15 protein-coding genes are annotated in these 21,060 nt (G+C 73.7%); 7 read left to right on the forward strand and 8 right to left on the reverse strand.

Features of this window, described 5'->3' with window-relative positions; translation table 11 throughout:
• Positions 1–29 precede the first annotated feature (29 nt).
• Positions 30–2,549 (forward strand): tetratricopeptide repeat protein, encoded by a 2,520-nt coding sequence (locus ACZ6AA_RS29590; RefSeq protein WP_471460872.1) that lies wholly within the window; start codon positions 30–32, stop codon positions 2,547–2,549.
• 77 nt (positions 2,550–2,626) lie between these two features.
• On the opposite strand, the gene ACZ6AA_RS29595 is transcribed toward ACZ6AA_RS29590, so the two are convergent.
• A complete protein-coding gene (locus ACZ6AA_RS29595) occupies positions 2,627–3,571 on the reverse strand; it encodes a CAP domain-containing protein (RefSeq protein WP_471460874.1) in 945 nt (314 codons plus the stop codon).
• Between the two features lie 488 nt (positions 3,572–4,059).
• Here ACZ6AA_RS29595 and ACZ6AA_RS29600 point away from each other — a divergent pair, with 488 nt between their 5' ends.
• The 3 genes from ACZ6AA_RS29600 to ACZ6AA_RS29610 are packed head-to-tail and all read left to right on the forward strand — an operon-like array spanning position 4,060 to position 6,849.
• A complete protein-coding gene (locus tag ACZ6AA_RS29600; RefSeq protein WP_471460877.1) occupies positions 4,060–5,469 on the forward strand; it encodes a S41 family peptidase in 1,410 nt (469 codons plus the stop codon).
• A gap of 9 nt (positions 5,470–5,478) precedes the next feature.
• Positions 5,479–6,288, forward strand: coding sequence for a GNAT family N-acetyltransferase (locus ACZ6AA_RS29605; RefSeq protein ID WP_468484059.1), 810 nt, complete (start codon positions 5,479–5,481; stop codon positions 6,286–6,288).
• 42 nt (positions 6,289–6,330) lie between these two features.
• Positions 6,331–6,849: a GNAT family N-acetyltransferase gene (locus tag ACZ6AA_RS29610; protein WP_471460880.1), complete on the forward strand. Its 519-nt coding sequence runs from the start codon at positions 6,331–6,333 to the stop codon at positions 6,847–6,849.
• 116 nt (positions 6,850–6,965) lie between these two features.
• Here the strand turns inward: ACZ6AA_RS29610 and ACZ6AA_RS29615 are convergent, their stop codons facing one another.
• Positions 6,966–8,492, reverse strand: coding sequence for an MFS transporter (locus ACZ6AA_RS29615; protein WP_471460883.1), 1,527 nt, complete (start codon positions 8,490–8,492; stop codon positions 6,966–6,968).
• 82 nt (positions 8,493–8,574) lie between these two features.
• On the opposite strand from ACZ6AA_RS29615, the gene ACZ6AA_RS29620 reads away from it, so the two are divergent.
• From ACZ6AA_RS29620 to ACZ6AA_RS29630, 3 genes are all read left to right on the forward strand, one after another.
• Positions 8,575–8,736, forward strand: coding sequence for a hypothetical protein (locus tag ACZ6AA_RS29620; protein WP_471460885.1), 162 nt, complete (start codon positions 8,575–8,577; stop codon positions 8,734–8,736).
• 114 nt (positions 8,737–8,850) lie between these two features.
• The gene (locus ACZ6AA_RS29625) at positions 8,851–12,297 is read left to right on the forward strand and encodes an AfsR/SARP family transcriptional regulator (protein WP_471460888.1); all 3,447 of its coding nucleotides are present in this window, start codon (positions 8,851–8,853) and stop codon (positions 12,295–12,297) included.
• 166 nt (positions 12,298–12,463) lie between these two features.
• Positions 12,464–13,003, forward strand: a complete 540-nt coding sequence (locus ACZ6AA_RS29630) for a hypothetical protein (protein WP_468456724.1) — start codon at positions 12,464–12,466, stop codon at positions 13,001–13,003.
• A 158-nt stretch (positions 13,004–13,161) separates the two neighbouring features.
• Here ACZ6AA_RS29630 and ACZ6AA_RS29635 read toward each other — a convergent pair whose 3' ends face one another.
• The 6 genes from ACZ6AA_RS29635 to ACZ6AA_RS29660 all read right to left on the reverse strand — a co-directional run bounded on the left by ACZ6AA_RS29635 (position 13,162) and on the right by ACZ6AA_RS29660 (position 21,045).
• Positions 13,162–14,388: an MFS transporter gene (locus ACZ6AA_RS29635; protein ID WP_471460892.1), complete on the reverse strand. Its 1,227-nt coding sequence runs from the start codon at positions 14,386–14,388 to the stop codon at positions 13,162–13,164.
• Between the two features lie 8 nt (positions 14,389–14,396).
• Positions 14,397–14,960, reverse strand: a complete 564-nt coding sequence (locus ACZ6AA_RS29640; RefSeq protein ID WP_468456728.1) for a GNAT family N-acetyltransferase — start codon at positions 14,958–14,960, stop codon at positions 14,397–14,399.
• On the reverse strand, positions 14,957–16,171 hold the full coding sequence (locus ACZ6AA_RS29645; protein ID WP_471460895.1) for a type III PLP-dependent enzyme: 1,215 nt from the start codon (positions 16,169–16,171) through the stop codon (positions 14,957–14,959). Before ACZ6AA_RS29645 ends, ACZ6AA_RS29640 begins: the two co-directional genes overlap by 4 nt.
• Positions 16,172–16,189: 18 nt before the next feature.
• A complete protein-coding gene (locus ACZ6AA_RS29650) occupies positions 16,190–17,500 on the reverse strand; it encodes a DUF6271 family protein (RefSeq protein WP_468456732.1) in 1,311 nt (436 codons plus the stop codon).
• Between the two features lie 20 nt (positions 17,501–17,520).
• The gene (locus ACZ6AA_RS29655) at positions 17,521–18,546 is read right to left on the reverse strand and encodes a phytanoyl-CoA dioxygenase family protein (RefSeq protein ID WP_468456733.1); all 1,026 of its coding nucleotides are present in this window, start codon (positions 18,544–18,546) and stop codon (positions 17,521–17,523) included.
• A gap of 987 nt (positions 18,547–19,533) precedes the next feature.
• Complete coding sequence (locus ACZ6AA_RS29660) at positions 19,534–21,045, reverse strand: glycoside hydrolase family 3 protein (RefSeq protein WP_468456735.1); 1,512 nt, start codon at positions 21,043–21,045, stop codon at positions 19,534–19,536.
• Positions 21,046–21,060: the final 15 nt, after the last annotated feature.

A 21,060-nucleotide genomic window follows, 5' to 3' on the forward strand; every position in this document is an offset into this window, starting at 1 on the left:
GTGCCGTCCGGCGGGACCGTGGGCAGGACATGGCCGGGTCCGGTGACGCCCGCCGCCGCAACGGCCGCCTCGCGATGTCGGCCGTGGTGGGCGCCCAGGTCCTCGCGGGCGCGGCGGTCAACCTCCTCACCAGCTCGTGGAACTGGCTGGTGCTGTGCTTCCTCGTCGCCACCGTCGTGTGCTGGACCGTCCTGGAGGCCCGGCGCGCCGACCCCGCCCCACCACCCCCTGCGCCCGGCCCCGAGACGGGTTCCCTGGTGCCGCCCTGGGGCCTGCGGCCGCGCCACATCCGCGGCCGGGACGCCACCGTGCGGCGGCTCACCCGGCTCACCACCGCGCCCGACGGCTGCTTCCACGTGCTGTACGGCCTCGGTGGCTGCGGCAAGACCGCCATCGCCCTGGAGACCTGTGCCCGGGCCCGCGCCCGCGGCCTGCCGACCTGGTGGCTGCGGGTCCCCGACGGCGCCGCGCTCGACACCGCGCTGATCGCCCTGGCCCGGGGCCTCGGAGCGGACGAAGCCCCCATCGACCAGGCGCGGATGAGCACACGACGGCTGCTCGACCTGGTCTGGGCACTCCTGGACGGCGCGTCCGGCTGGGTGCTCGTCTTCGACAACGTCGACGCCCCCGAGGCGCTCACCGCGACCGACGCGCCGGTCCGGGACGGCAACGGCGTCATCCGCGGCTCGCTCAGCGGCCTCGTCCTGGTGACCAGCCGTCAGGCCGACCCCCTCGTCTGGGGCGACGGCGCGGTCCTGCACGCCGTCGAGCCGCTCACCGACGCCGACGGCGCGCGAGTGCTCCTCGACGACGCGGGCGCGGAGGCCGGGGACGCGGCAGCGGCGGCGGTGCTCTCCCGGCGCCTCGGCGGACTGCCGCTCGGCCTGCGCGCCGCCGGACGCTACCTGGCCTCCACCCGGGCCGCGCTCGACGGCGTCTCCTCCTTCGCCGCCTACGCCGACGCCCTGGAGACCCGCTTCGGCCAGCTCTTCCCCGACGACGTCGCCGGTGCCCGACCCCAGGAAGTCGTCACCGCGACCTGGGAGTTGTCCCTGGACCTCCTCGCCGCGCGCGGACTGCACGCCGCCCGGCCCCTGCTGCGCCTCATCACCGCGTTCGCCGCCGCGCCGGTCCCCGTGGCGCTGCTCGAACCGTCCGTCCTGCGCCGTCGGCGGGTGCTCGGCCGCGGCCGCCCCGGGACGCTCCACCGGCTGGTGCCGACGGGCCCGGCGCGGGGGCGGGCCACGGTCACCGCGGCGGACGAGACACAGGACGTCCTGGCGGGCCTTGCCGCCCTCGGCCTGGTCTCCCTCACCGTCTACCGCGCCTCCCAGCCGGGCACGGCGCCCGTACCGTGCCTGTTCGTGCACCCCTTGCTGGTCGACGTCAACCGGCACCGGATGCGCACCGACGACGCCCACCGTGACGCCTCGGTGCTGGTGGCCCACCTCCTCGCCGAGGTCTGCCGCGGCCACGCCGGGGACGATCCCGCCGAAGCGCCCTGGTGGGTCCTGGTGGCACCGCACTGCGCGGCGGCCCTGGCGAGCCGGGCCCTGCCGCGCCCCGCCTCGACGGAGCTGCTCCCCGAGGCCATGAAGGCCGTGGAAGGGCTGCGGACCGCCGGGAGTTACGCGGCCGCCCACGACCTGGCCCGCGTGGTGCTCGCCGTCAGCGCGGACGTGCTCGGCGAGCGGCACGCGGACACCCTGCGCAGCCGCAACAACCTCGCCGAGGTCCTCCACGCCCAGGGCAAGTGGCACGAGGCGGAAGCCGAACACCGCACCACCCTGCGCATCAGGCAGGAAGTCCTGGGCCCGCTGGACCCCGACACGCTGCGCAGCCGCAACAACCTCGCCGAGGTCCTGTACGCGCAGGGAAAGTGGCAGGAGTCCGAGGTCGAGCACCGCAACACCCTGCTCGCCCGGCGCGAGGTCCTTGGCGCCGACGCCCCGGACACCCTGCGCAGCCGGGCCAACTTCGCCTGGGTCCTGAAGGACCTGAGACGCTTCGACGAGGCCGAGGCCGAATGCCGTGAGGTGCTGCGGGCCAGCCGCCGGGTCTGCGGCACCGACCACCCCGACACCCTCACCATCCACAGCGACCTGGCCTGGATCCTGCGGGAGCAGGGCCGGGCCGCGGAGGCCGAGGCCGAGATCCGCGCGGTCCTCGCCGACCGCACGCGGCTGCTCGGCGCGGACCACCCGGACACCCTCGGCTCCCGCAGCAACCTCGCCGTGGCACTGCGGGACCTCGGCCGACTCGCCGAGGCCGAGCACGAGAGCCGCGCGACGCTCGAAGCCCGCGCCCGGGTGCTCGGCGCCGACCACCCCGACACGCTGACCAGCCGCAGCAACCACGCCGCGATCCTCCTGGACCAGGGCCGGGCGGACGAGGCCAGGGCCGAGAACGAGGCGGTGCTGAGCGCACGCTGCCGCACCCTCGGCCCCGATCACCCGCGGGTGGCCACGAGCCGCAGGAACCTCGCCCTCGCCCGGCGGCGCTGCGCGGGCGGCCAGGACCCGGAGTCTGCCGACGTCACCGGCTACTGAGGGCGCACCGGCTCCCGCCGGGGCCCGGAAGCCGTCGCCCCCGAGCCCCGCGCGTCCCCGCCGCTCAGGTCACCCGCTCACCGCGCGCCGAAGTTCTGCGTCCACCACGGTCCGCCGGAGCCCTTCACGATGCCCACCCCCAGCTCCTTGAACGAGCAGTTGAGGATGTTGGCGCGGTGGCCCGAACTGTTCATCCAGGAGGTCATGACGGACTTGGCGGTCTGCTGGCCGCGGGCGATGTTCTCGCCGTAGGTGCTCCACCGGTAGCCCGCCGCGGTGATGCGCTTGCCCGGGTCGGTGCCGTCGGGGGAGGTGTGCGAGAAGTAGTTGCGTGCCTTCATGTCGGCGGAGTGCCGCTGCGCGGCGGTGGCGAGCTTGCTGTTGGTGGTGAGCGGGCGGCAACCGGCCTTCTGGCGCTCGGCGTTGACCAGGTTGAGAACCTGCTGCGCGGTCGATCCCGAGCCCGCGGCCGAGGGGGCCTTGGGCGCCTCCGGTGTCGGGGTCGGGCGGCTCGTCCTCGGGGACGCCGGGGGCTTCGGCTTCCCGGGGTTCGCGGGCTTGGCCCTCCTCGGCTCCGCGGGCTTCTTCGAGGGCTTGGCCGACTTGGACTTCTTCGGCTCGGCGGACTTCGACGGGGACGCGGACTTGGACTTCTTCGCCTTCGGTGTGGGGGACGGCGCCTCGCTGGACGGCGTGGGCCCGTCCGTGTCCGTGTCCATGGCAGCCGCGGCCGCGGTCTTCTCGGGGGTGTCGGAGCCGTCCGAGCCCCACTGCATGACGGCGGTCAGCGTCGCGATCGCCGCGATGCCCGCGCCCGCCGCGATGGCCTGACGGCGGCGCCGCGTGGTGCGCCGCTGCCGCAGCTCGGCCCGGGAACCCGTGGCGCCGGACGCGGCCGGGGATATGGAGGTGACGCCGTCGTACGCGTACGGGTCGGGGTGGCTTGGGTAGGGGCCGCCGGGCGCCGTGGGGTCGGCGGGGTGCGGGTGGGACAGCGGGTCTGACGGATCTTGTGGATTCATGGTGTGGGGGAACGCCTCGGTGTGGTCGGAAGGGGACTGGCAGGGGAAACGAGCGGGTCGGCGTGGCCCGGGGACGGGACGCCGGTGTGCGTGCGCTCGAGGAGATCGGTCGGGGCGGTCAGGTGGATGGTGCCCGCCGTCGGCGGCGGTACGAGTGCGGGGCCGGTCGGGACCCGCTCCGTGGGAGCGAGGGGCGCGCCGTGCCGCGTGTACGCGGCGCACGCGCGGGTGGGGCGCGCGAGGCGCCCCGCCGCAGCGCAGAAAGCCTGCTCGGGCCTCAGTCGGTCGTTCCGCACAACGCTCCCCTCTCCGTGGTTCCTCTGTGGCCGCTGGTTCCTGTGTGGCCGCGCTGATGGGGAGATCCTGCGGGCTGGGGCGGGATAACAGAAAGCGAAGAGATTGCTTTGAGAGCCGGGTCACGTTTCTCGGCTGTGAAGGCCGGGACATGCTCTCGAATGAGGCGAAACGCCGAAACGGGAGGAATGCATATGCGAAGGGTGACGACGGCTGCGATGGCGGCCCTGACTCTCACCGTGGGGTCGGGCTTCACCGCGGGGGCGGCGACAGCGGTCACACCAGCGAAGACCGCACCGCAACCGGCCGGGGCGGATTCGCCCACATCCGGATGGTGGCGTGTGGACGGATATGGGGCGGTGTGGTCGATTCGTGATGGCGTGCTCCAGGAGTACGAGACCACGTCCGTGAGCTGTCTCAAGGGCGACGTCGCGAAACGGACGGGCCCCGGGCGCTACACCGACGAGAACGGCGTCGGCCTGACCCTGCGCTCGGCGCCCGGCCGGGACCGGGCGACCCTGCACATGGACGGCACCACCGGCCTCCAGGAGCTGCGGCGCGTCGGCAAGCCCCCCGCCGCCTGCACGCGACCGGCGCCGCAGGGCCCCGTGGCGACCTTCGACGTCTTCTGGCAGTCGTACGAGGAGAACTACCCGTTCTTCGCCACCAAGGGCATCGACTGGCACGCCATGCGCGACCGGTACCGCCCCAAGGTGCACGCCGACACCACCCCGGACGAGCTGTTCGCGATCTTCTCCGAGATGCTCGACCCGCTCGAGGACATGCACTCCGGAGTGGGGTACGGCGACCGGTACTTCAACCGTGGCCGGTCCGGAACGGTGCCACCCAGCGAGGAACTGGACACCCGGGTCAAGAAGTTCGTGCTCGCGCGCGACCTGAAGGGAGCCGAGCACGTCCAGGACTTCGCCAAGGGCCGCATCACCTACGCCGACCTGCCGGGCGGCCAGGGCTATCTGCGGATCTCCGGCTTCAGCGGGTACGCGGGCGACGGCGCCCCGTATGCCGAGCAGCTCGCCGAGCTCGACCGTGCGCTGGACGCCGTCTTCACCGAGGACCGCACACGGAAGCTGCGCGGCCTGATCATCGACCTGCGGATCAACGGCGGCGGCTCGGACGCGCTGGGCGTACATCTCGCCGGGCGCCTCACCGACACCGGCTACGTCGCGTACTCCAAGCGCGCCCGCAACGACCCCGCCGACCCCACGCGCCACACCCGCCCCCAGCCCGTGCGCGTCACACCCGCCGCCGCGCCCCGCTACACCGGCCCCGTCGCCGTCCTCACCGGCGGGTCGACGGTGAGCGCGGGCGAGACCTTCGCGCAGGCCCTGATCGACAGGCCCGGCAAGGCCGTGCGGATCGGGCAGCCCACGCAGGGCGTGTTCTCGGACGTCCTGCCGCGCAGGCTGCCCATCGCGGGGATGGGGACGTGGCTGCCGAACGAGGAGTTCCTGACCAGGTCGGGAACCACCTTCGACGGCCCCGGCATCCCCCCGCACCTGACCGAACCGGTCTTCACGGAGGAGGAGTTCGAGAAGAACAGGGACTCCGCCTTCGACAAGGCCCTGAAGATCCTGCGGAGTTAGTCTGAGGAGATGTCGTGCAGGGGTGAGTCGCAGGGGGACGCGTCGGCCGGGGGAGAGCCGGTCCGGGGCGAGCCTGCCGGGGACGAGGCGCGGCTCCTCGCCCTGGAGGTCGACGCGAACCACGGGCTCGTACCGGAGTCGGGGGAACCGCCCGCCGTGCGGGACGCGACCGTCCTTGCCGTCTGGGCCTGGTCGCCGCGGGGCCGGCTGCTGGCGATCGGCCCCGGCGTCGCGCGCCCGGTCCGCGCGGAGAGCACGCCCGGCGCCGGCGCGGACGACGAGCCGTACACCCCGGACCGGCCGCCCCGCACCCTGGAGCGCCTGGCCGCCGACCTCGGCGGCCGGGCGGCGTCCGTCGAGGGCGGCCCCTCCTGGCTCTTCCCCGCGCGACTCGCCGCCCCCGCGCCCGGCCCGCTGCCCGTCCTGGTCTCCACCACCGAGGGCCGGGCGGCCGCCCGGGGCCTGATCCGCCCCGACAACTGGCGGCCCGGCGAGTGGACCGAGCTGATCGGCGGTGACCTGGGGGAGTGGGCCATGGCCGTACGCGACGGGGAACCCGTGTCGATCTGCCACACCCCCGCGGCCAACGACGCCGCCGCCGAAGCCGGCATCTGGACCCGCCCGGACCACCGGGGCCGGGGCCTCGCCCGCGTCTGCGTCGCCGCCTGGTCGGAGCGCGTACGCCCCACAAAGGACGCCCTCTTCTACAGCACGACCAGCACGAACCACGCCTCCCAGGCGGTCGCCCGAGGCCTGGGCCTCACGCCCCTCGGCTCGATCTGGACCGTGCGCCCCGGAGTCACCCGCCCGGCCCCGTAATTCCGTTGAGCCCCGGGCTCACGGCGCCGTACGTTCGGCAGCGTGACGAAATCCGCGACTCCCCGCGGCAGGGCCCCCGACCTCCCCACGGACCTGCCGAACCTGGTGCTCCGGGAACTGACCGCCGAGGACGCCGACGCCTACTACGCGCTCCTGGACCGCAACCGTCAGCACCTGAGCCGCCTCGGCGACTACCAGGAGGAGAGCCGCGCCACCCCGGCCTGGGTCCGCGCGCACCTGTCCGACGACCCCGCCCCCGATCTGCGCTACGGAATCCGCCTCGGCGGCGAACTGATCGGCCGCGTCGACCTCATCGCCGTGGACCCGCCGAACTACGGCACCGGCTACTGGATCGACGAGACCCACCAGGGCGCGGGCCGCGCCACGGCGGCGTGCGCGGCGCTGTACGCACACGCGGCGCGCGAGCTCGGGGCGACGGACATCTACGCCGGGGTGACGCACGGGAACGACCGGAGCGTGGCGCTGCTCGGGCGCCTCGGCTTCGAGCGGGCCGTGGAGTTCGCGGACTACACGCGATTCCATCTCGCGCTCCAGCGTTGAGGCGGTAGGCGGTAGGCGGTAGGCGGTCATGCGGCAACAGATGGCATAGAAGGGGGCGGTGTGGTGGACGACGCCTGCTCCGCCGTCCACCACGCCGCCCCCCTGCCGGGCCGTCGTCAGCGGCCCTCGCCCATGGCGACCTTCGCCTCCGGGACGGCCTCTTCTTCGGGCTCCTCCTCGAAGCCCGTCCGCACCTGCCGCAGCAGCACCATCGCCGCCACCGCGAGCACCGCGACGATGGCGCCCGCGACGCCTGCGGCGACGTTCAGGCCGCCGGTGAAGGCCTCCCGCGCGGGTTCGAGGAGCTCTTCGCCCAGCGGGCCGGGGAGTTCACTGGCCGCGGCGTCCGCGTTGGCGAGTGTGTCGCGGGCCGCCTGCGCGGCGTCCTCCGGGAGTTCGCGGGGAAGTGTGCCGGTGGTCTCGTCGCGGTAGACGGCCGTGACCATACTGCCGAGACCAGCGATGCCGAGGGCGATGCCGAACTCCATGCCCGTCTCGGACATCGCCGCGGCCGAACCCGCCTTCTCCGGCGGGGCCGAGCCGACCACCAGGTCCGTGCCGAGGACCATCATGGGGCTGATGCCGGTGTAGACGAGGACGAAGCCGGTCACCAGGAGGGGCAGTCCGCCGCCGCTGTCCACCTGGGTGATCAGGGCGTAGCCGACCACCGAGACGAGCAGGGCGCCGCCGACGACGTACCCGGGGCGGATCCGCCGGGCCAGCGCCGGAGTCAGCGACGAGGCGACGATCAGCGCGAGAGCCGCGGGCAGCAGCCACAGACCGGCCTCCAGCGGTGAGAGACCCTCGACCAGCTGCAGATACTGCGTGATGAAGAGGTAGAGCCCGCCCATCACGCCGAGGCCGAGGAGCAGTACGAGCAACGCGGCGCTGAACGCCCGGTTCTGGAACAGCCCCAGGTCGAGCAGCGGGTCGGCCAGACGGCGCTGACGGAGCACGAAGAGCACGCCGAAGACGGCGCCGGTCAGCAGCGCCGCGACCGCGAAGGCGTCGACGCCGTGCTCGGCGAGCCGCTTGATGCCGTAGATGCCGGGACCCACCGTCACCAGGGACAGCACCACGCTGGCCGCGTCGATGCGCCCCGCCGCCGGATCCCGGTACTCCGGGAGCAGCAGCGGCGCGGCCACCAGCAGCACGACCATGACGGGGACGCCGAGCAGGAACACCGAACCCCACCAGAACCACTCCAGGAGCATGCCCCCGAGGACCGGGCCGACCGCGATGCCCACGGAGAAGCAGGTCACCCACACGCTGATGGCCACCCCGCGCTGCCGCGGGTCCTTGAACATGTTGCTGATCAGCGCCAGCGTGGACGGCATCAGGGTGGCGCCCGTGATGCCGAGCAGCGCACGGGCGGCGATCAGCATCTCCGGGCTCGTCGACTCGGCCGCCAGGACCGAGGCGAGGCCGAATCCCAGGGCCCCGAACATCAGGAGTCTGCGGCGGCCGATCCGGTCGCCCAGCGTGCCCATCGTCACCAGAAAACCGGCGATCATGAAGCCGTAGATGTCGACCGTCCACAGCAACTGGGCGCTGCTCGGCCCCAGATCGGCGCTGATGTCCGGCACGGCCAGGTTCAGCACGGTCGCGTCGAGCGCCAGCAGGATCGTGGGCAGGGTGAGCACGAAGAGGCCGAGCCACTCCCTGGGCCCCGCTCTGCGCTCCGCCTCTGGCGGGGCATCGGAGGACGTATGTGGCGTGGGTGGCGTGGGCGTCGCGGTGCTCGTGGACGCTGTTACGGCCGCAAGGGCGGACTCCGTTGTGTTCGCCGTGTTCGCCGTGTTCGTCGGCTTCGCCGTGTTCGCCGTGTTCGACGCGGTCATGGTGCGCCTTTCGCAGGGGGTGGAAGGAACTCGCTCCCGGGCTTGATCGCCGGAGCGGATGCCAGCCTGCGGCAGGGCACTCACGAACCGCTCTCCGTCCGCTCACGGCACCCTCACGCCCGCCATCCCGCTGGTCACGGCGCTGAGTTACGGTGACGCCATGCGATTCGGGGTGCTCGGGCCACTGGCCGTGTGGACGGCGGACGGCGACCCGGTCACCGTGCCGGGACCCAAGACCCGCGCCCTGCTGGCCGCGCTGCTGGCGCACGACGGGCGGCCCGTGTCCGCGGACCGGCTGATCGACGACCTGTGGGGCGAGGAGGAACTGCCCGGCAAGCCCGCGGCGGCGCTCCAGACCAAGGTGTGGCAGGTGCGGCGCGCCTTCGAGGACGCCGAGCCCGGCGGCCGTGGCCTCCTGACGCTCCAGGAGAGCGGCTATGCGCTGCGCACGGACCGGGACAGCGTCGACGCGGTCAGGTTCGGTGCGCTGACGGCCCGCGCGCGGGCCGCCGACGACCCGAGCGTCCGCGCGGGGCTCCTGTCGGACGCCCTCGGGCTCTGGCGCGGTACGGCGTACGCGGGCTTCGCGGACACGCCGTTCGCGCGGCCGGTCGTGGCCCGCCTTGAGGAGGCCCGGCTCGCCGCCGTCGAGGAGTACGCGCAGGCGCGCGTCGAACTCGGCGCGTACGCCGACGTGGCCGGTGAACTGGGCGCGCTCGTCGCGGAGCACCCGCTGCGGGAGCGGCTGCGCGCGGTGCAGATGCGCGCGCTCTACGGCGCGGGCAGGGCGGGCGACGCGCTGGCCTCGTACCGGGAACTGAGGGTCCGGCTCGCGGACGAGCTGGGGCTCGACCCGGGCCCCGAGCTGGTCGGCCTGCACCAGGCGATCCTGGAGCAGGATCCGGCGCTCGGCGCGGCGGTGGTGACGCCTCGGGGGCGCGCGGTGGCGGGGGACGACCCTCAGGCCGTACGCGCCGACGGGGACCGCGCCGTACGACGTGACGACGGTCGTTCTGCGCAAGGCGGTGACGGCCGTTCCGCACGAGGCGACGACGACCGCTCTGCACCACCTCTCGCTCCGCGTCCGCACCCGCGCCCCCGCCCCGACCTGCCCGTGCCCCTCACCGAACTCATCGGCCGCCAGGACGCGTTGGCGGAGGTGACGGCCCTGCTCGGCTCGGTGCGGCAGCTGACGCTGACCGGGGCCGGCGGGGTGGGCAAGACCCGGCTCGCGCTCGCCGTGGCGGCGCGGGCGGCGGGGGACTTCCCCGACGGGGTCCGGCTGGTCGAGCTCGCGTCCCGGGGGCGCACCGAACCGGCGGACGCCCCGCACGCCGTCGCGGAGGCGGTCATGGCCGCGCTCGGCATCCGCGAGGAGACCGCCTCCGAAGCCGCCGCCCCGGGCAGCCCCGCCGCACCGGCCGACCGGCTCGCCGAAGCGCTCGGCGACCAGCGGCTGCTGCTGGTCCTCGACAACTGCGAGCACGTGATCGACGCCGTCGCCGACCTGGCATCCGCGCTGCTGCGCCGCGCCGCCGGCCTGCGCATCCTCGCCACCAGCCAGGAACCCCTCGGCATCCCCGGCGAGGCGGTCTGGGCCGTACCGCCGCTCGACGTGCCCGACCCCGCGCGGGACGCGGACGTCGCGGACGTGGCACGTACCGGTGCCGTGCGGCTCTTCGTCGCGCGGGCCACCGCCGCGGCCCCCGGCTTCCGCCTCGACGCGGACAACGCCCACGACGTCGCGACGGTCTGCCGTCGGCTCGACGGCATCCCGCTGGCCCTCGAACTGGCCGCCACGCGCGTACGGGCCCTCGGCGTGCGGGAGCTTGTGGCCCGGCTCGACGACCGGTTCCGGCTGCTCCGCACCGGGCACCGGGGCACCCCGCCCAGACAGCAGACCCTGCGCGCGATGATCGACTGGAGCTGGGAGCTCCTGACCGCGCCCGAGCAGACCGTGCTCCGCAGGCTCGCCGCGCACACCGACGGCTGCACGCTGGCGGCGGCCGAGGAGGTGTGCGCGGGCGAAGGCCTGCTCGCCGAGGACGTGTTGGACCTGCTCGCACGCCTCGTGGACCGCTCACTGGTCGCCGCGGTCGACACCGGCGACGGGCCGCGCTACCGGCTCCTGGAATCCGTCGCGCACTACGGCGCGGCCCGCCTGGAGGAGGCGGGCGAGGCCGGACGCGTACGCCGTCGCCACCGCGACCACTACCTCGCGCTCGCCGAAAGCGCCGCACCCCACCTGCGCGGCCACGACCAGCGGCACCAACTGCGGCTCCTCGACGCGGAAGCCGCCAACCTCCGCCGCGCCCTCGACGAGGCCGTGCGCGACGGCGCCGCACAGCAAGCGCTGCGTCTGGTGAACGCGCTCGCCTGGTACTGGTTCCTGAGGGGGCGCCTCAGGGAGGCCGTCAGATCCCTGGAGGCCGCGCTGGAGACGGCACGGCGGCACGCGGGACCCGCCGCGACCCCGGAGTCCGTCGTCTCCGCCCGGGCCCAGGCACGGGCCTGGCAGGCCGGGTTCGCGGTGCTCGTCGGGGACGGCTCCGACCGCGCGGAGTGGAACTGGGGCGCCGTCGAACTCTCCAAGGACATCACGGACCGGCGCGAGGGCGCCCGCGCCCAGTGGTTCCTCGGCTTCGCCCTGTTCGGCGTGGGCGACCAGGCCGCCAGCGAGGAACTGATCCGCCTCGCCCTCGACGGATTCCGCGCCCTCGACGACCAGTGGGGCCTCGCGGCGGCCCTGTGCGTCCGCGCCAACCAGGCCCATGTACGCGGCGACCTCGGCACCCTCGAACGCGCCGGGCGGCAGAGCGCGGCCCTCTTCGCCGAACTCGGCGACAACTGGGGGCAGTTGCTGACCGTCGAACCTCTCGCCGGACTCGCCCAGATGACCGGCGACTACCCGCGGGCCGCCCGCCTGCACGAAGAGGGGCTGCGCATCGCCGAGGACCTCGGCCTGTGGCCGGAGGCCGCCGACCAGCTCTGCGGCCTCGGCAGCACCGCCACCCTCACCGGGGACCACGACGCGGCGCGCGCCTTTCACGAACGGGCCATGCGCATCGCCGCCGAGCACAGCTTCACGCCGGGCGTCATCCGCGCCGAGACCGGCCTCGCCCTCGGCGCCCGCCGCGCGGGCCGCCTCGACGCCGCCGAGACCCAGCTGCGCCAAGTCCTCCGGTGGCAGACCCGCATGGCCTTCGAACCGGGCATCGCACTCGTCCTCGCCGAACTCGGCTTCGTCGCCGAACAGCGCGGCGACGCGGCGGCGTCCCTGCGCCTCCACCTGGAAGGATGGACCGCGGCCCGCAACACCGGCGACGCACGCGCCCTGGCCTTCGCCCTGGAAGGCCTGGCCGGAGCTCACGCCGCCGACGGCCGCCCGGTGTGCGCCGCCGTCCTCCTCGGCGCGGCCCACACGGCGCGGCAATCGGTCGGCATGCCCCTGCCGCCCGCCGAACGCGGTGACGTCGACCGGATCAATGCGGTGGTACGTGAGCGCCTCGACGAGGAGGCGTACGGGGCGGCGCACCGACGCGGGGCCGCCATGACGCCCGAGGAGGCGGTGGCCGCTTGCCGGTTGGAGGCGCGGGCTGTGGCTTGATGGGGGGTGTTCGCGGAGGGTTCTCTGCTGCCGAGCCTGCCGAGCCTGGTGGACGGCGGACGTGAGCCTGGGCCATGTCACCCAAGGGGACGAATGGGCACCACATGCGGGTGACGTTGGCTTCCGCTCCGGTGACAGCGCCGCGGGACCCGTCGATGCTCACGGCATGCGCATCGAATACAGGCGTCCGCGCCGTACGACCTTCCACCGGGTGGCCCGCCTCGCAGCCGTGACCGCGATGCTCGCCTGGCCCACCGTCGCCTTCGCGGCCCCCGGCGACATGCGGTCCGCGGCGGAGAACTGCGTCGTCAACGGCCAGCCCCAACCCGGCCCGGAGATCTACGGAACGAGCGGCGACGACGACATTCGGTGCGACCGCCTGGTCTCCGGGGACGTCATCTTCGGTCACCTGGGCAACGACACGATCCGGGTCACGTTCAACCACGCCGGCGTCATCAACGGCGGCAACGGGGACGACACCATCAGGCTGGAGGAGGAGAGCATCGGCCTGATCCAGGCCGGCGGCGGCAACGACGACGTCATCGTCTCCGTCAACGGTGAGATCGACGGTGCCAAGGGGAGGATCCACGGCAACCAGGGAGACGACGAGATCCAGGTCCTGCTGAACGAGGGTGAGGTCGACGGCGGCGTGGACCACGACATCTGCCGCGTCAACGAGGGCATCGTCCTCAACTGCGAGGCGTAGCGGCCCCATTCGGCGACCGCACGGCCACCTGTGTCGAGCTCCTCGAAGAGGCCTGTGAAGCGGACATCGAGGGGAAAGCGGACCGCCCCGGCGCGCAGCCGGGGCGGTCCGTTCGCTTGCGGTGGGCCACCCCGTCCCCGAGGCGGCCCACCCGCCCCTCACACCTTCGCCTCCACCTCCGCACCGCGCGCCGCAGCCGTAGGCCAACTGATCCGCGCCGCGAACACCGACACCAGCGACGCCGAGACCGCCACCGCCGCCATGCCCCAGACCAGGCTCGTGCCGTGGGCGAGGAAGCCGATGAGCGGCGGTCCCGCGAGCAGGCCCGTCGTGCCCATCGCGGCTACAAGCGCCAGTGCCTCCGAGCCCTGCCGCGCCGCCGCCACGTACACGCACGGCGTGACCGCCGCGATGCCGAGGCCCATGCAGGCGAAGCCGATCAGGGCCGGTACGACACCGCCGGCGAGGAGGGCGAACGCGAGGCCCGCGGCGGCGAGGAGGCTGCCCACCCGCACGACGAGGCCGTCGCCGAACCGGGTGCGCCAGCCGTCGGCGAAGAGCCGGGCGAGCACCATCATGACGGAGACCACGGCGATGCCGAGCGGCGCGAGGCGCGCCGACGCGTCGGCGACCTCCTTCATGTACAGCGCCGACCAGTCGTTCATGGCGCCCTCCGCCACGGTGCCGCACACCATGGCGCCGCCCATCCACAGGGTCACGCGGGAGGGCAGGCTCCAGCCGCGCCGGGCCTTCTTCCGCGCCCCGTCGGCGGGCTCGTCGACGTCCTGCTCGGCGGCCGCCCCGGCGGGCTTCTCGTCGGGAAGCAGCGCCGGTTGGGCGGACAGCGTCAGCAGCAGCACCAGCACGGTGGCGACGCCGAAGTGCAGCGCCACCGACGAGCTCAGCGCGCTCATGCCGGAGGCGAGGAGCGCGGCCCCCAGCGAACCGGCGCTGAACGTCGCGTGCAGCTGCGACATCGCCGTCCGCTCGTGCCGGGCCTCCAGCGCGGCGCCCTGCGCGTTCATGGCGACGTTCAGACATCCGACCCCCACGCCGTCGGCGCACATGACGACGAGGGCGACCGGGTAGTTCGGCGCGGCGGCGAGGGCGAGCAGGAGCACGCCGAGGAACAGGGCCGACACCAGCGCGAGGCGCCGCGAGCCCCAGCGCCGGGTGAGCGCGGCGACCAGCGGGAAGGACGCCGCCGCGCCCACACCGCAGGCCATCAGGAGCAGCCCGAGCTCGGCCTCGGACAGGTCGAGCCGGGACTTGAGCGCGGGCAGCCTGGCCGCCCACGTGGCGTACTGGAAGCCCAGGACGCAGAACAGCGCCGCGATGGCCAGTTGTGCGCGCCGGAACTCATCGCGAACGAGCGATCTTTGCATGAGCGTCTTCAGCCTCTTCGTCCTTCCGGCACGGCCGCGGACATGTAGACCGCGTCCGTGCCGTAGCTGCCCGGGAGCGGGATCTCCCGATGGGCCCGGTACCCCTGCGCCGACCAGAAGGTCTCGCTCCCCGCGACGGCGACCAGGGAGATCTGCTCGTACGTCTGCGACCGCGCGGTCGTCGCCAGATGCCGCAGGAGCCGCCGGGCGAGCCCGCGCCCCCGGAAGTCCTCGGCGACGACGAGGTCGTGCAGGTGCAGATTGTCGGAGGGGAAGGCGGGGGAAGCGGGGGTTTGGGGGGAGCCGGGGTCGGCGCCGGGCACGGGCTCCTCGGCCCGCGCCAGGTCCGGCGACTCGAACGGCGGGTACGGCAGCGCGAGCAGATACCCCGCCGGTGCCCCCGCGCAGTCGAGCACGAAGCAGGTGCTCGGCGAGGCCCGCGCCCGTGACTCCAGGGCGGCCCTGCCCTCCGAGAGCCCGAGCGGTGTGTACACCTCGGCCTCCAGCGCCGCGATGCCGTCCCAGTCGCCGTCGGCGATGTGCCGCAGCCGGATGCGTATGCCCTGGGTCATCGCGCGCGCCCTCCCGCCGAGGAGACGACGGGCGCGGTGTCGCCCTCGCCGCGTATCCACGTGTAGGGCAGCGGGCCGAAGCCGTTGAAGCCCTGCGTGGTGTAGCTCGCCGCGTACGCGCCGGAGGACAGGATCCACACCGGGTCGCCCGACGCGACGCTCCGCGGCACGTGCACGAGGCTGCCCTCGTGGCTGTACGCGTCGTCGCTGTCGCAGGTGGGACCCGCGACGACCGCCGGGACGTAGTCGCTGCCCCGGTACTCGGGGAAGACCAGCGTGTACTGGAGCGCGTCCATCTCGTACAGGCCGTTGAACTTGCCGCAGCTCAGGTACAGCCAGTGCTGGCGCTCCCCGCTGACCTGCTCGCGCGCGGAAAGGCGCGACACATGGGCACGGACGGCGCCGTGGTCGGCGACGAGGTAGCGGCCCGGCTCGATGACGAAGTCCAGCGGGGTCCCGGTGACGGCCCTGAGCCGCTGCATGCCCTCCCGGATCACGGCGAAGATCTTGTCCAGGGGCGGGTCGAGGGGCCTGCCGTGCCGGTCCCGGTAGCCGAGGGCGGGCAGGCCGCCGCCCAGGTTGATGTGGTCCAGGCGGATGCCGCGCCGCTCCAGGGCCGCGAGCACGTCGGCCATGCGGTCGAACGCGGCGTGCCACGCCTCGGCCGTCATCTGCTGGGAGCCGACGTGCACGGACAGACCCGACGGCGTCAGGCCCGACGCCCGCGCCGTCGAGAGCACCCGCAGGGCGTCGGCGGGGGAGCAGCCGAACTTGTGGCTGAGCCCCCACAGGGCGCCCTCGCCGTCGGTGGCGAGACGGCAGAACACCCGGGAGCCGGGGGCGAGCACCGCCAGCGCGCGCACGTCCTCCACGCTGTCCGTCGCGAAGTCCCTGATGCCGAGGTCGTACGCCTCGGCGATGTGCCGGTCGGACTTGATGGTGTTGCCGTAGTGGATCCGGTCCGTCGGGGTGCCGGTGGCGAGGGCCTGCGCGATCTCGTGCGGGCTCGCCGCGTCGAACCCGGCGCCCCGCCCCGCGAGGCAGGACAGCACCTCGTCGACCGGACAGGCCTTCATCGCGAACCGGACGGCCACGCCCGGCAGTTCCCGCACCAGGGAGTCGTGCCGGTCCGCGATGCCGGGCAGGTCGTAGACGATCTGGTCCTCCGTGGCGGCCGCCAGGGCCGCCCGCAGGTTGGTCGTTTCGTACATGGTGGATGCCCTGTTCCGCTACGCGTGCCGTCGGCCGAGGCGCGTGGACCGGCTCGCCCGGATCAGCGCCGCCCAGCCCTCGATGAGCAGCGCGAAGTCCTCCATGTCCTGCCGCGCCTCGTCGAGCAGCCGCCCGCGCCGGGGCACGAGGGTGTCGGCGAACGCGGCGTACTTGCCGCCCAGCTTCCGGTAGGAACGATCGAGGGCGTCGAGCCGCGCCACGTTCTCCGCCGTGTCCAACCGGGTGCTCTCCCGGACGAGTTCGGCGATCCGCCCCACGCGCACCTCGTGGTGCTCGTCGAGCAGCGCGGACCCGGCGTCCGTCATCTCGCGGTAGACGTGGTTGAGGTACAGCATCGACAGGAAGAACTTCACGAACCGGTTCTGGTACGCGACGAAGCCGGACTCGGTCCTGCGCTCGCCCGTGTAGAAGTTCACGATGTTGCGGTTGTGCACGACTCCGGGCAGCGTGGCGTCGTACACCAGATGCAGCAGGAAGTAGTCGCTGCCGATGGTGTCGGTCGCCGGGGGCAGCGGCACCCGCTCGTGCACTGTGTGGAAGCTGACGTTGCACATGTCGACGCGCATGGGGTCGACGAGGGTCAGGTCCGCGCGGTCGCCCGTGAACGGGTCGTGCCCGGCGCCCCGGAAGGACTCGTCGACCAGGTCCCGCTTCTGCTCCGCGGACCAGTCCGGCGGCGCCCACAGGCTGACGACGTCGTAGTAGACGTCGCGGTCCAGGTCGCGCATCTCGCCGATGTCCACGGACAGTTCACCGATGAACGACGAACCCACGAGCACCACGGGCTTGTCCGCGTGCTCCGCCGCGAGGTCGGTCCCGGTGACGCCCCCGGCCGCGTCGGCCGCGCGCTTGCCGAGGGACATCAGCTCGTGGTGGACGGGGTAGACGGGCTCGCCGTTCAGGACCTGGTAGTCGCTGTCGGAGTCCCTGCGGTGCACCGACGCGCAGCCGAGCGCGGCGGCGATGAGGAACGCCCGGTTGGTGCAGGCGCCGTACGACACGGCGGCGGGCAGCATCAGGTCGAGCAGCAGCTCCTGCTTCACGGCGCCCGAGGCGTCGATCACCTCCCGCAGGAAGTCCCGCTGCTCGTCCTCGCCGAGGTGATGGACCACGATCCCCGCGGCGGCGGGCGCCGTCCGGGCGGCGCGGGCGTGCTCGGCGAAGGTCGCGGGTCCTGAGGAGTCCAGGATGAGGACGTGCACCTCGACGTCGAAGGTGCGGGCCGCGTACTCCGCCTCCTGGAGCAGGGCCACGATCATCGCGGTGCACGCCCTGTTGGTGGGCAGGGTCAGGCAGATCTTGCGCATGGCGGTTCTCCGCTTCACCACTAGGCGTTGTCGGCGTGCCAGGAACTGAGGCCGAGGAGCTTCTCGCCGAGTTCGGTGAGTTCGGCCGTGCCGTAGCGCTCCGACTCGTGCCGCGTGGCGTCACCGACGAGCGTCGCGTTCCAGTCCGGCGTGGACAGGCTCCGCCAGGACTCGACCCGCGACTTGCGCAGGGTGTGGCTCGACTCCAGGGCAGGCATCATGGAGAGGTACTGCACCGAACGGACGCCGTCGGCGGAGGTGTTGGGGGCCACGCCGTGCGCGAGCATGCCGTTCCAGATCAGCAGGTCGCCCGCCTTCAACTCGGGCCGCACCACCGGGAATTCGGCGCGGTCGGTGTTGGGACGGATCGGGTCGCGGTCCGCGGGCTGGTCGAGCTTCCACCGGTCGAACTGCCGGAACAGCTCCGGTGAACACTGGAAACCGCCCAGCTCCGGCTGGGTGTCGTGGAGCGCGATGATGCCCTGCACCCGCTGCGGCAGCACCCCGCGCGTGGAGTCGACGTCCCAGTGCAGCTCGATGTCGAAGCCCTCGTCGGTGGGGGCGATCAGCGCGCGGTCACGGTTCTTGACGTTCGGCGGGTTGAGGTTGAGCCGGTCGAGGGTCACCCACAGCTCTTCGCAGTCCCACACGTCGACGAACGCGTCGTAGACCCGCTGCGTCTGGCGGCTGTCCCAGATCAGCTGGTGGTGGTACGCCTCCACGAAGCCGTAGATGTAGAGGTCCCGCTCCAGGTCGGTGCTGAACTCCCGCTCCTCGTACCAGGTGTCGGGCCGGGACCGGTCGAGTCCCTGGAACTCCCAGGTGAAGTCGAGCAGACGGCCCGCGGCCTCGGCGGATATCGCCTCCGGGACCACCACGTAGCCGTAGGTCTGCCAGGAGGTGAACTGCTCCTCGGTGAGGACGCGCAGCGGGTGTGTCTTCTTGATCTCGTTCAGCGGGAACTGCGCCAGGTACGTCTCGCCGTCCGAGCTGAAATACGGGCGGTCCGACGCGGCGCGGTGCAGGAATTCGTACGGGGTGGACATGCGGGGTCCTCCAAGGCTGCTGGGACGCGGTGAAGGGGCACTTGTGGGCACGGCGAAAGGGCAGGCGGGGGCCGCGGCTCGGCGGGTTCGCGCGTGGGGGGAGGCCTCGCTGGGGGAGGCGGCGACGAGAAGGGCCAAGGAGCTGCCGTCGTCGCGGTCCGGGAGCGGCACTGCCCGCCGGGCCGGGTGGAGATGCCGGGGCGGTACGCGCCGCGACGGACGCGGGCGTCCGGTCGCGGGGGCGTCGTGCGACGACGTGCCCCGGTGTGTCCGAGGTCGGAGTGCGTGCGGGTTCGTTTCCCGCCGGCCGCATGGGACGCGGTGTGCGGGGGTGGGCGAGAGGGGGGCGGACGGTCGGTGCGGCTGCCGTGGCGTGGGGGTGGTCGGTCCGGGGCCACGGTGGTGGCATGGCGTACGGATCGTGGCGGCGGAGCGCGGCCGAAGGGTGCTCGGACGTGGTCCGCCGGGCCGCGCCCTCGGCGAGGTGCGTCCGGGGCGGGCGGCGTGGCGGGAGGAGGGGCAGCGGGGTGGCAGGGCTGCGGGGCACTGTCGTGCCGGTGGCGCGGGCGCCGTGGTGCTCGGTGTCGACAGAGCCGGTGGTGCTACCTCCTCGTACTCGACGCCGCTCCCGGGGCAAGAGGCCGCGGTGGACGCGCGCTGCCGGTCGTCCCCCTCGGCGGCGGACCCGCACCGGACTCCTGGATCCGGCGCGCACCCCCCGGAGTGGACTAGACCAGCTTCGGTTTCAACCAAAGATGGACTAGACCAAGGGCGAAGTCAACCCCAGCCCGAACCGGGTGTGTTGCTGCCCTAACGGGCATGCGTGCGGCCCGCGAGTGTGCCCTTTGGGGCTGCCCTGGAGGGCCTTGCGGGCCGTCTCGGAGGGCTGTGCGGGGGCCTTGGGCGGCCTCGGGAGGCCGCGCGGACCGCCCTTCGCGGAGGGCTGCGGGGCGACCCAAAGGGCACACTCTCGGGCCGCCCCGGCGCTCAGGAGGCGCCGGCGAGCACCTCGGCGACGGCGATGCCGGAGACCCGGGTGGCGCCGTACGTCGTCACGTGGACCGCCCCGACCTGTTCGCCCGCGGGAACGCCCATCTCCACCACCAGGGCGTCCGGGCGGCGGCGCACCAGGCCCTGGAGCGCCTGGGACATCCACGGGTGCCGGGCCGCGTCACGGACGACCACGATCAGGTCCCGGCCGTTCGCGGGGGTCAGGGCGAGCCGGTCGAGGAGGTCGTCCTGGCCGGTCAGTTCGGACTCCGAGATCCGCACGGACGTCGTGCCCGGGCGCAGCGCGCGCAGCGGCTCACCGACGCCCCACGGGGTGGCGCCGTCGACGGCGAGGCTCATGGTGGGGGAGAGCTCGACGACGTGCGGGTCGGCCGTGAGCGGCAGCTCGGCGCCGTTGCCGCTGCGATGCACGCGCACGGCGCGGCGGGCCGCGACCAGGCCGATGTCGGAGGCGTCCGCCTCGGGGTCCGCCTGCCGGGCGAGAGCGGCCGACCAGGTGGCGAACTCGCCCACGCGCGCGGCCGCTTCGGCCAGGCGCTCCTCGGGCAGCGTGCCGTCGAGCACCGCGCGCACCAGGGCGTCGGCGAGGTCGACGGTGGTGGACTCCTCGGCGCTCTCGCCGCCGACGCACACCGCGTCCACGCCCGCGGCGACCGCTCGGACGGTGGCGCCGGTGATGCCGTACGGGCCGGTCACGGCGCCCATCTCGATGCCGTCGGTGACGACGAGGCCGGTGAAGCCGAGCTTCTCGCGGAGCAGGCCGTTGATGATCGGGCCGCTGAGCGTGGCGGGCATCTCGTCGTCGTGTGCCGGGACCAGCATGTGCGCGGTCATGACGGCGCGGACGCCCGCGTCCATCGCGGCGGCGAACGGCGGCAGGGCGGTCCGGGCGATCTCGTCGGCGTCGGCCGTGAACCGCGGCAGGCCGTGGTGGGAGTCGACGTCGGTGTCGCCGTGGCCGGGGAAGTGCTTGGCGCAGGCGGCGACGCCGACGGACTGCAGGCCGCGGATCCAGGCGGCGGTCTGCCGGGCCACCACGTCCGTGCTCGCGCCGAAGGAGCGGACGCCGATGACCGGGTTCATCGCGTTGGAGTTCACGTCGGCGCTGGGGGCGAAGTCCAACGACACGCCGATCGCGCGCAGTTGGCGGCCGATGTCGCGGGCGACCTGCTCGGTGAGGTCGGGGTCGTCGATGGCGCCGAGCGCGAGGTTGCCCGGCCAGGAGGCGCCGGTGCGGGCGCCGATGCGGGTGACGTCGCCCGCCTCCTCGTCGATGGCGACGATCAGGTCCGGGTTCTCCGCGCGCAGGGCCGAGGTGAGGGCGGCGACCTGCTCGGGGCTCTCGATGTTGCGGCCGAAGAGCACGACGGACGCGAGCCCGTCGGCGATGCGGCGGCGCACCCAGTCCGGGGCGGTGGTGCCCGCGAAGCCCGGTTGGAGCACGGAGTTGGCCAGCCGGGTGAGGCGCGGGTGGCTGTCGCTTGCCATGAGGGACCTCCGGGG

The organism is Streptomyces sp. NPDC040610 (assembly GCF_055594065.1).

What these genes read in the sequence shown, in the direction of transcription:
- ACZ6AA_RS29590 (WP_471460872.1), top strand. Translation starts at nt 30, where the DNA reads ATGGCCGGGTCCGGTGACGCCCGCCGCCGCAACGGCCGCCTCGCGATG.
- ACZ6AA_RS29595 (WP_471460874.1), bottom strand. Translation starts at nt 3,571, where the DNA reads ATGAATCCACAAGATCCGTCAGACCCGCTGTCCCACCCGCACCCCGCC.
- ACZ6AA_RS29600 (WP_471460877.1), top strand. Translation starts at nt 4,060, where the DNA reads ATGCGAAGGGTGACGACGGCTGCGATGGCGGCCCTGACTCTCACCGTG.
- ACZ6AA_RS29605 (WP_468484059.1), top strand. Translation starts at nt 5,479, where the DNA reads ATGTCGTGCAGGGGTGAGTCGCAGGGGGACGCGTCGGCCGGGGGAGAG.
- ACZ6AA_RS29625 (WP_471460888.1), top strand. Translation starts at nt 8,851, where the DNA reads ATGCGATTCGGGGTGCTCGGGCCACTGGCCGTGTGGACGGCGGACGGC.
- ACZ6AA_RS29630 (WP_468456724.1), top strand. Translation starts at nt 12,464, where the DNA reads ATGCGCATCGAATACAGGCGTCCGCGCCGTACGACCTTCCACCGGGTG.
- ACZ6AA_RS29635 (WP_471460892.1), bottom strand. Translation starts at nt 14,388, where the DNA reads ATGCAAAGATCGCTCGTTCGCGATGAGTTCCGGCGCGCACAACTGGCC.
- ACZ6AA_RS29640 (WP_468456728.1), bottom strand. Translation starts at nt 14,960, where the DNA reads ATGACCCAGGGCATACGCATCCGGCTGCGGCACATCGCCGACGGCGAC.
- ACZ6AA_RS29645 (WP_471460895.1), bottom strand. Translation starts at nt 16,171, where the DNA reads ATGTACGAAACGACCAACCTGCGGGCGGCCCTGGCGGCCGCCACGGAG.
- ACZ6AA_RS29650 (WP_468456732.1), bottom strand. Translation starts at nt 17,500, where the DNA reads ATGCGCAAGATCTGCCTGACCCTGCCCACCAACAGGGCGTGCACCGCG.
- ACZ6AA_RS29655 (WP_468456733.1), bottom strand. Translation starts at nt 18,546, where the DNA reads ATGTCCACCCCGTACGAATTCCTGCACCGCGCCGCGTCGGACCGCCCG.
- ACZ6AA_RS29660 (WP_468456735.1), bottom strand. Translation starts at nt 21,045, where the DNA reads ATGGCAAGCGACAGCCACCCGCGCCTCACCCGGCTGGCCAACTCCGTG.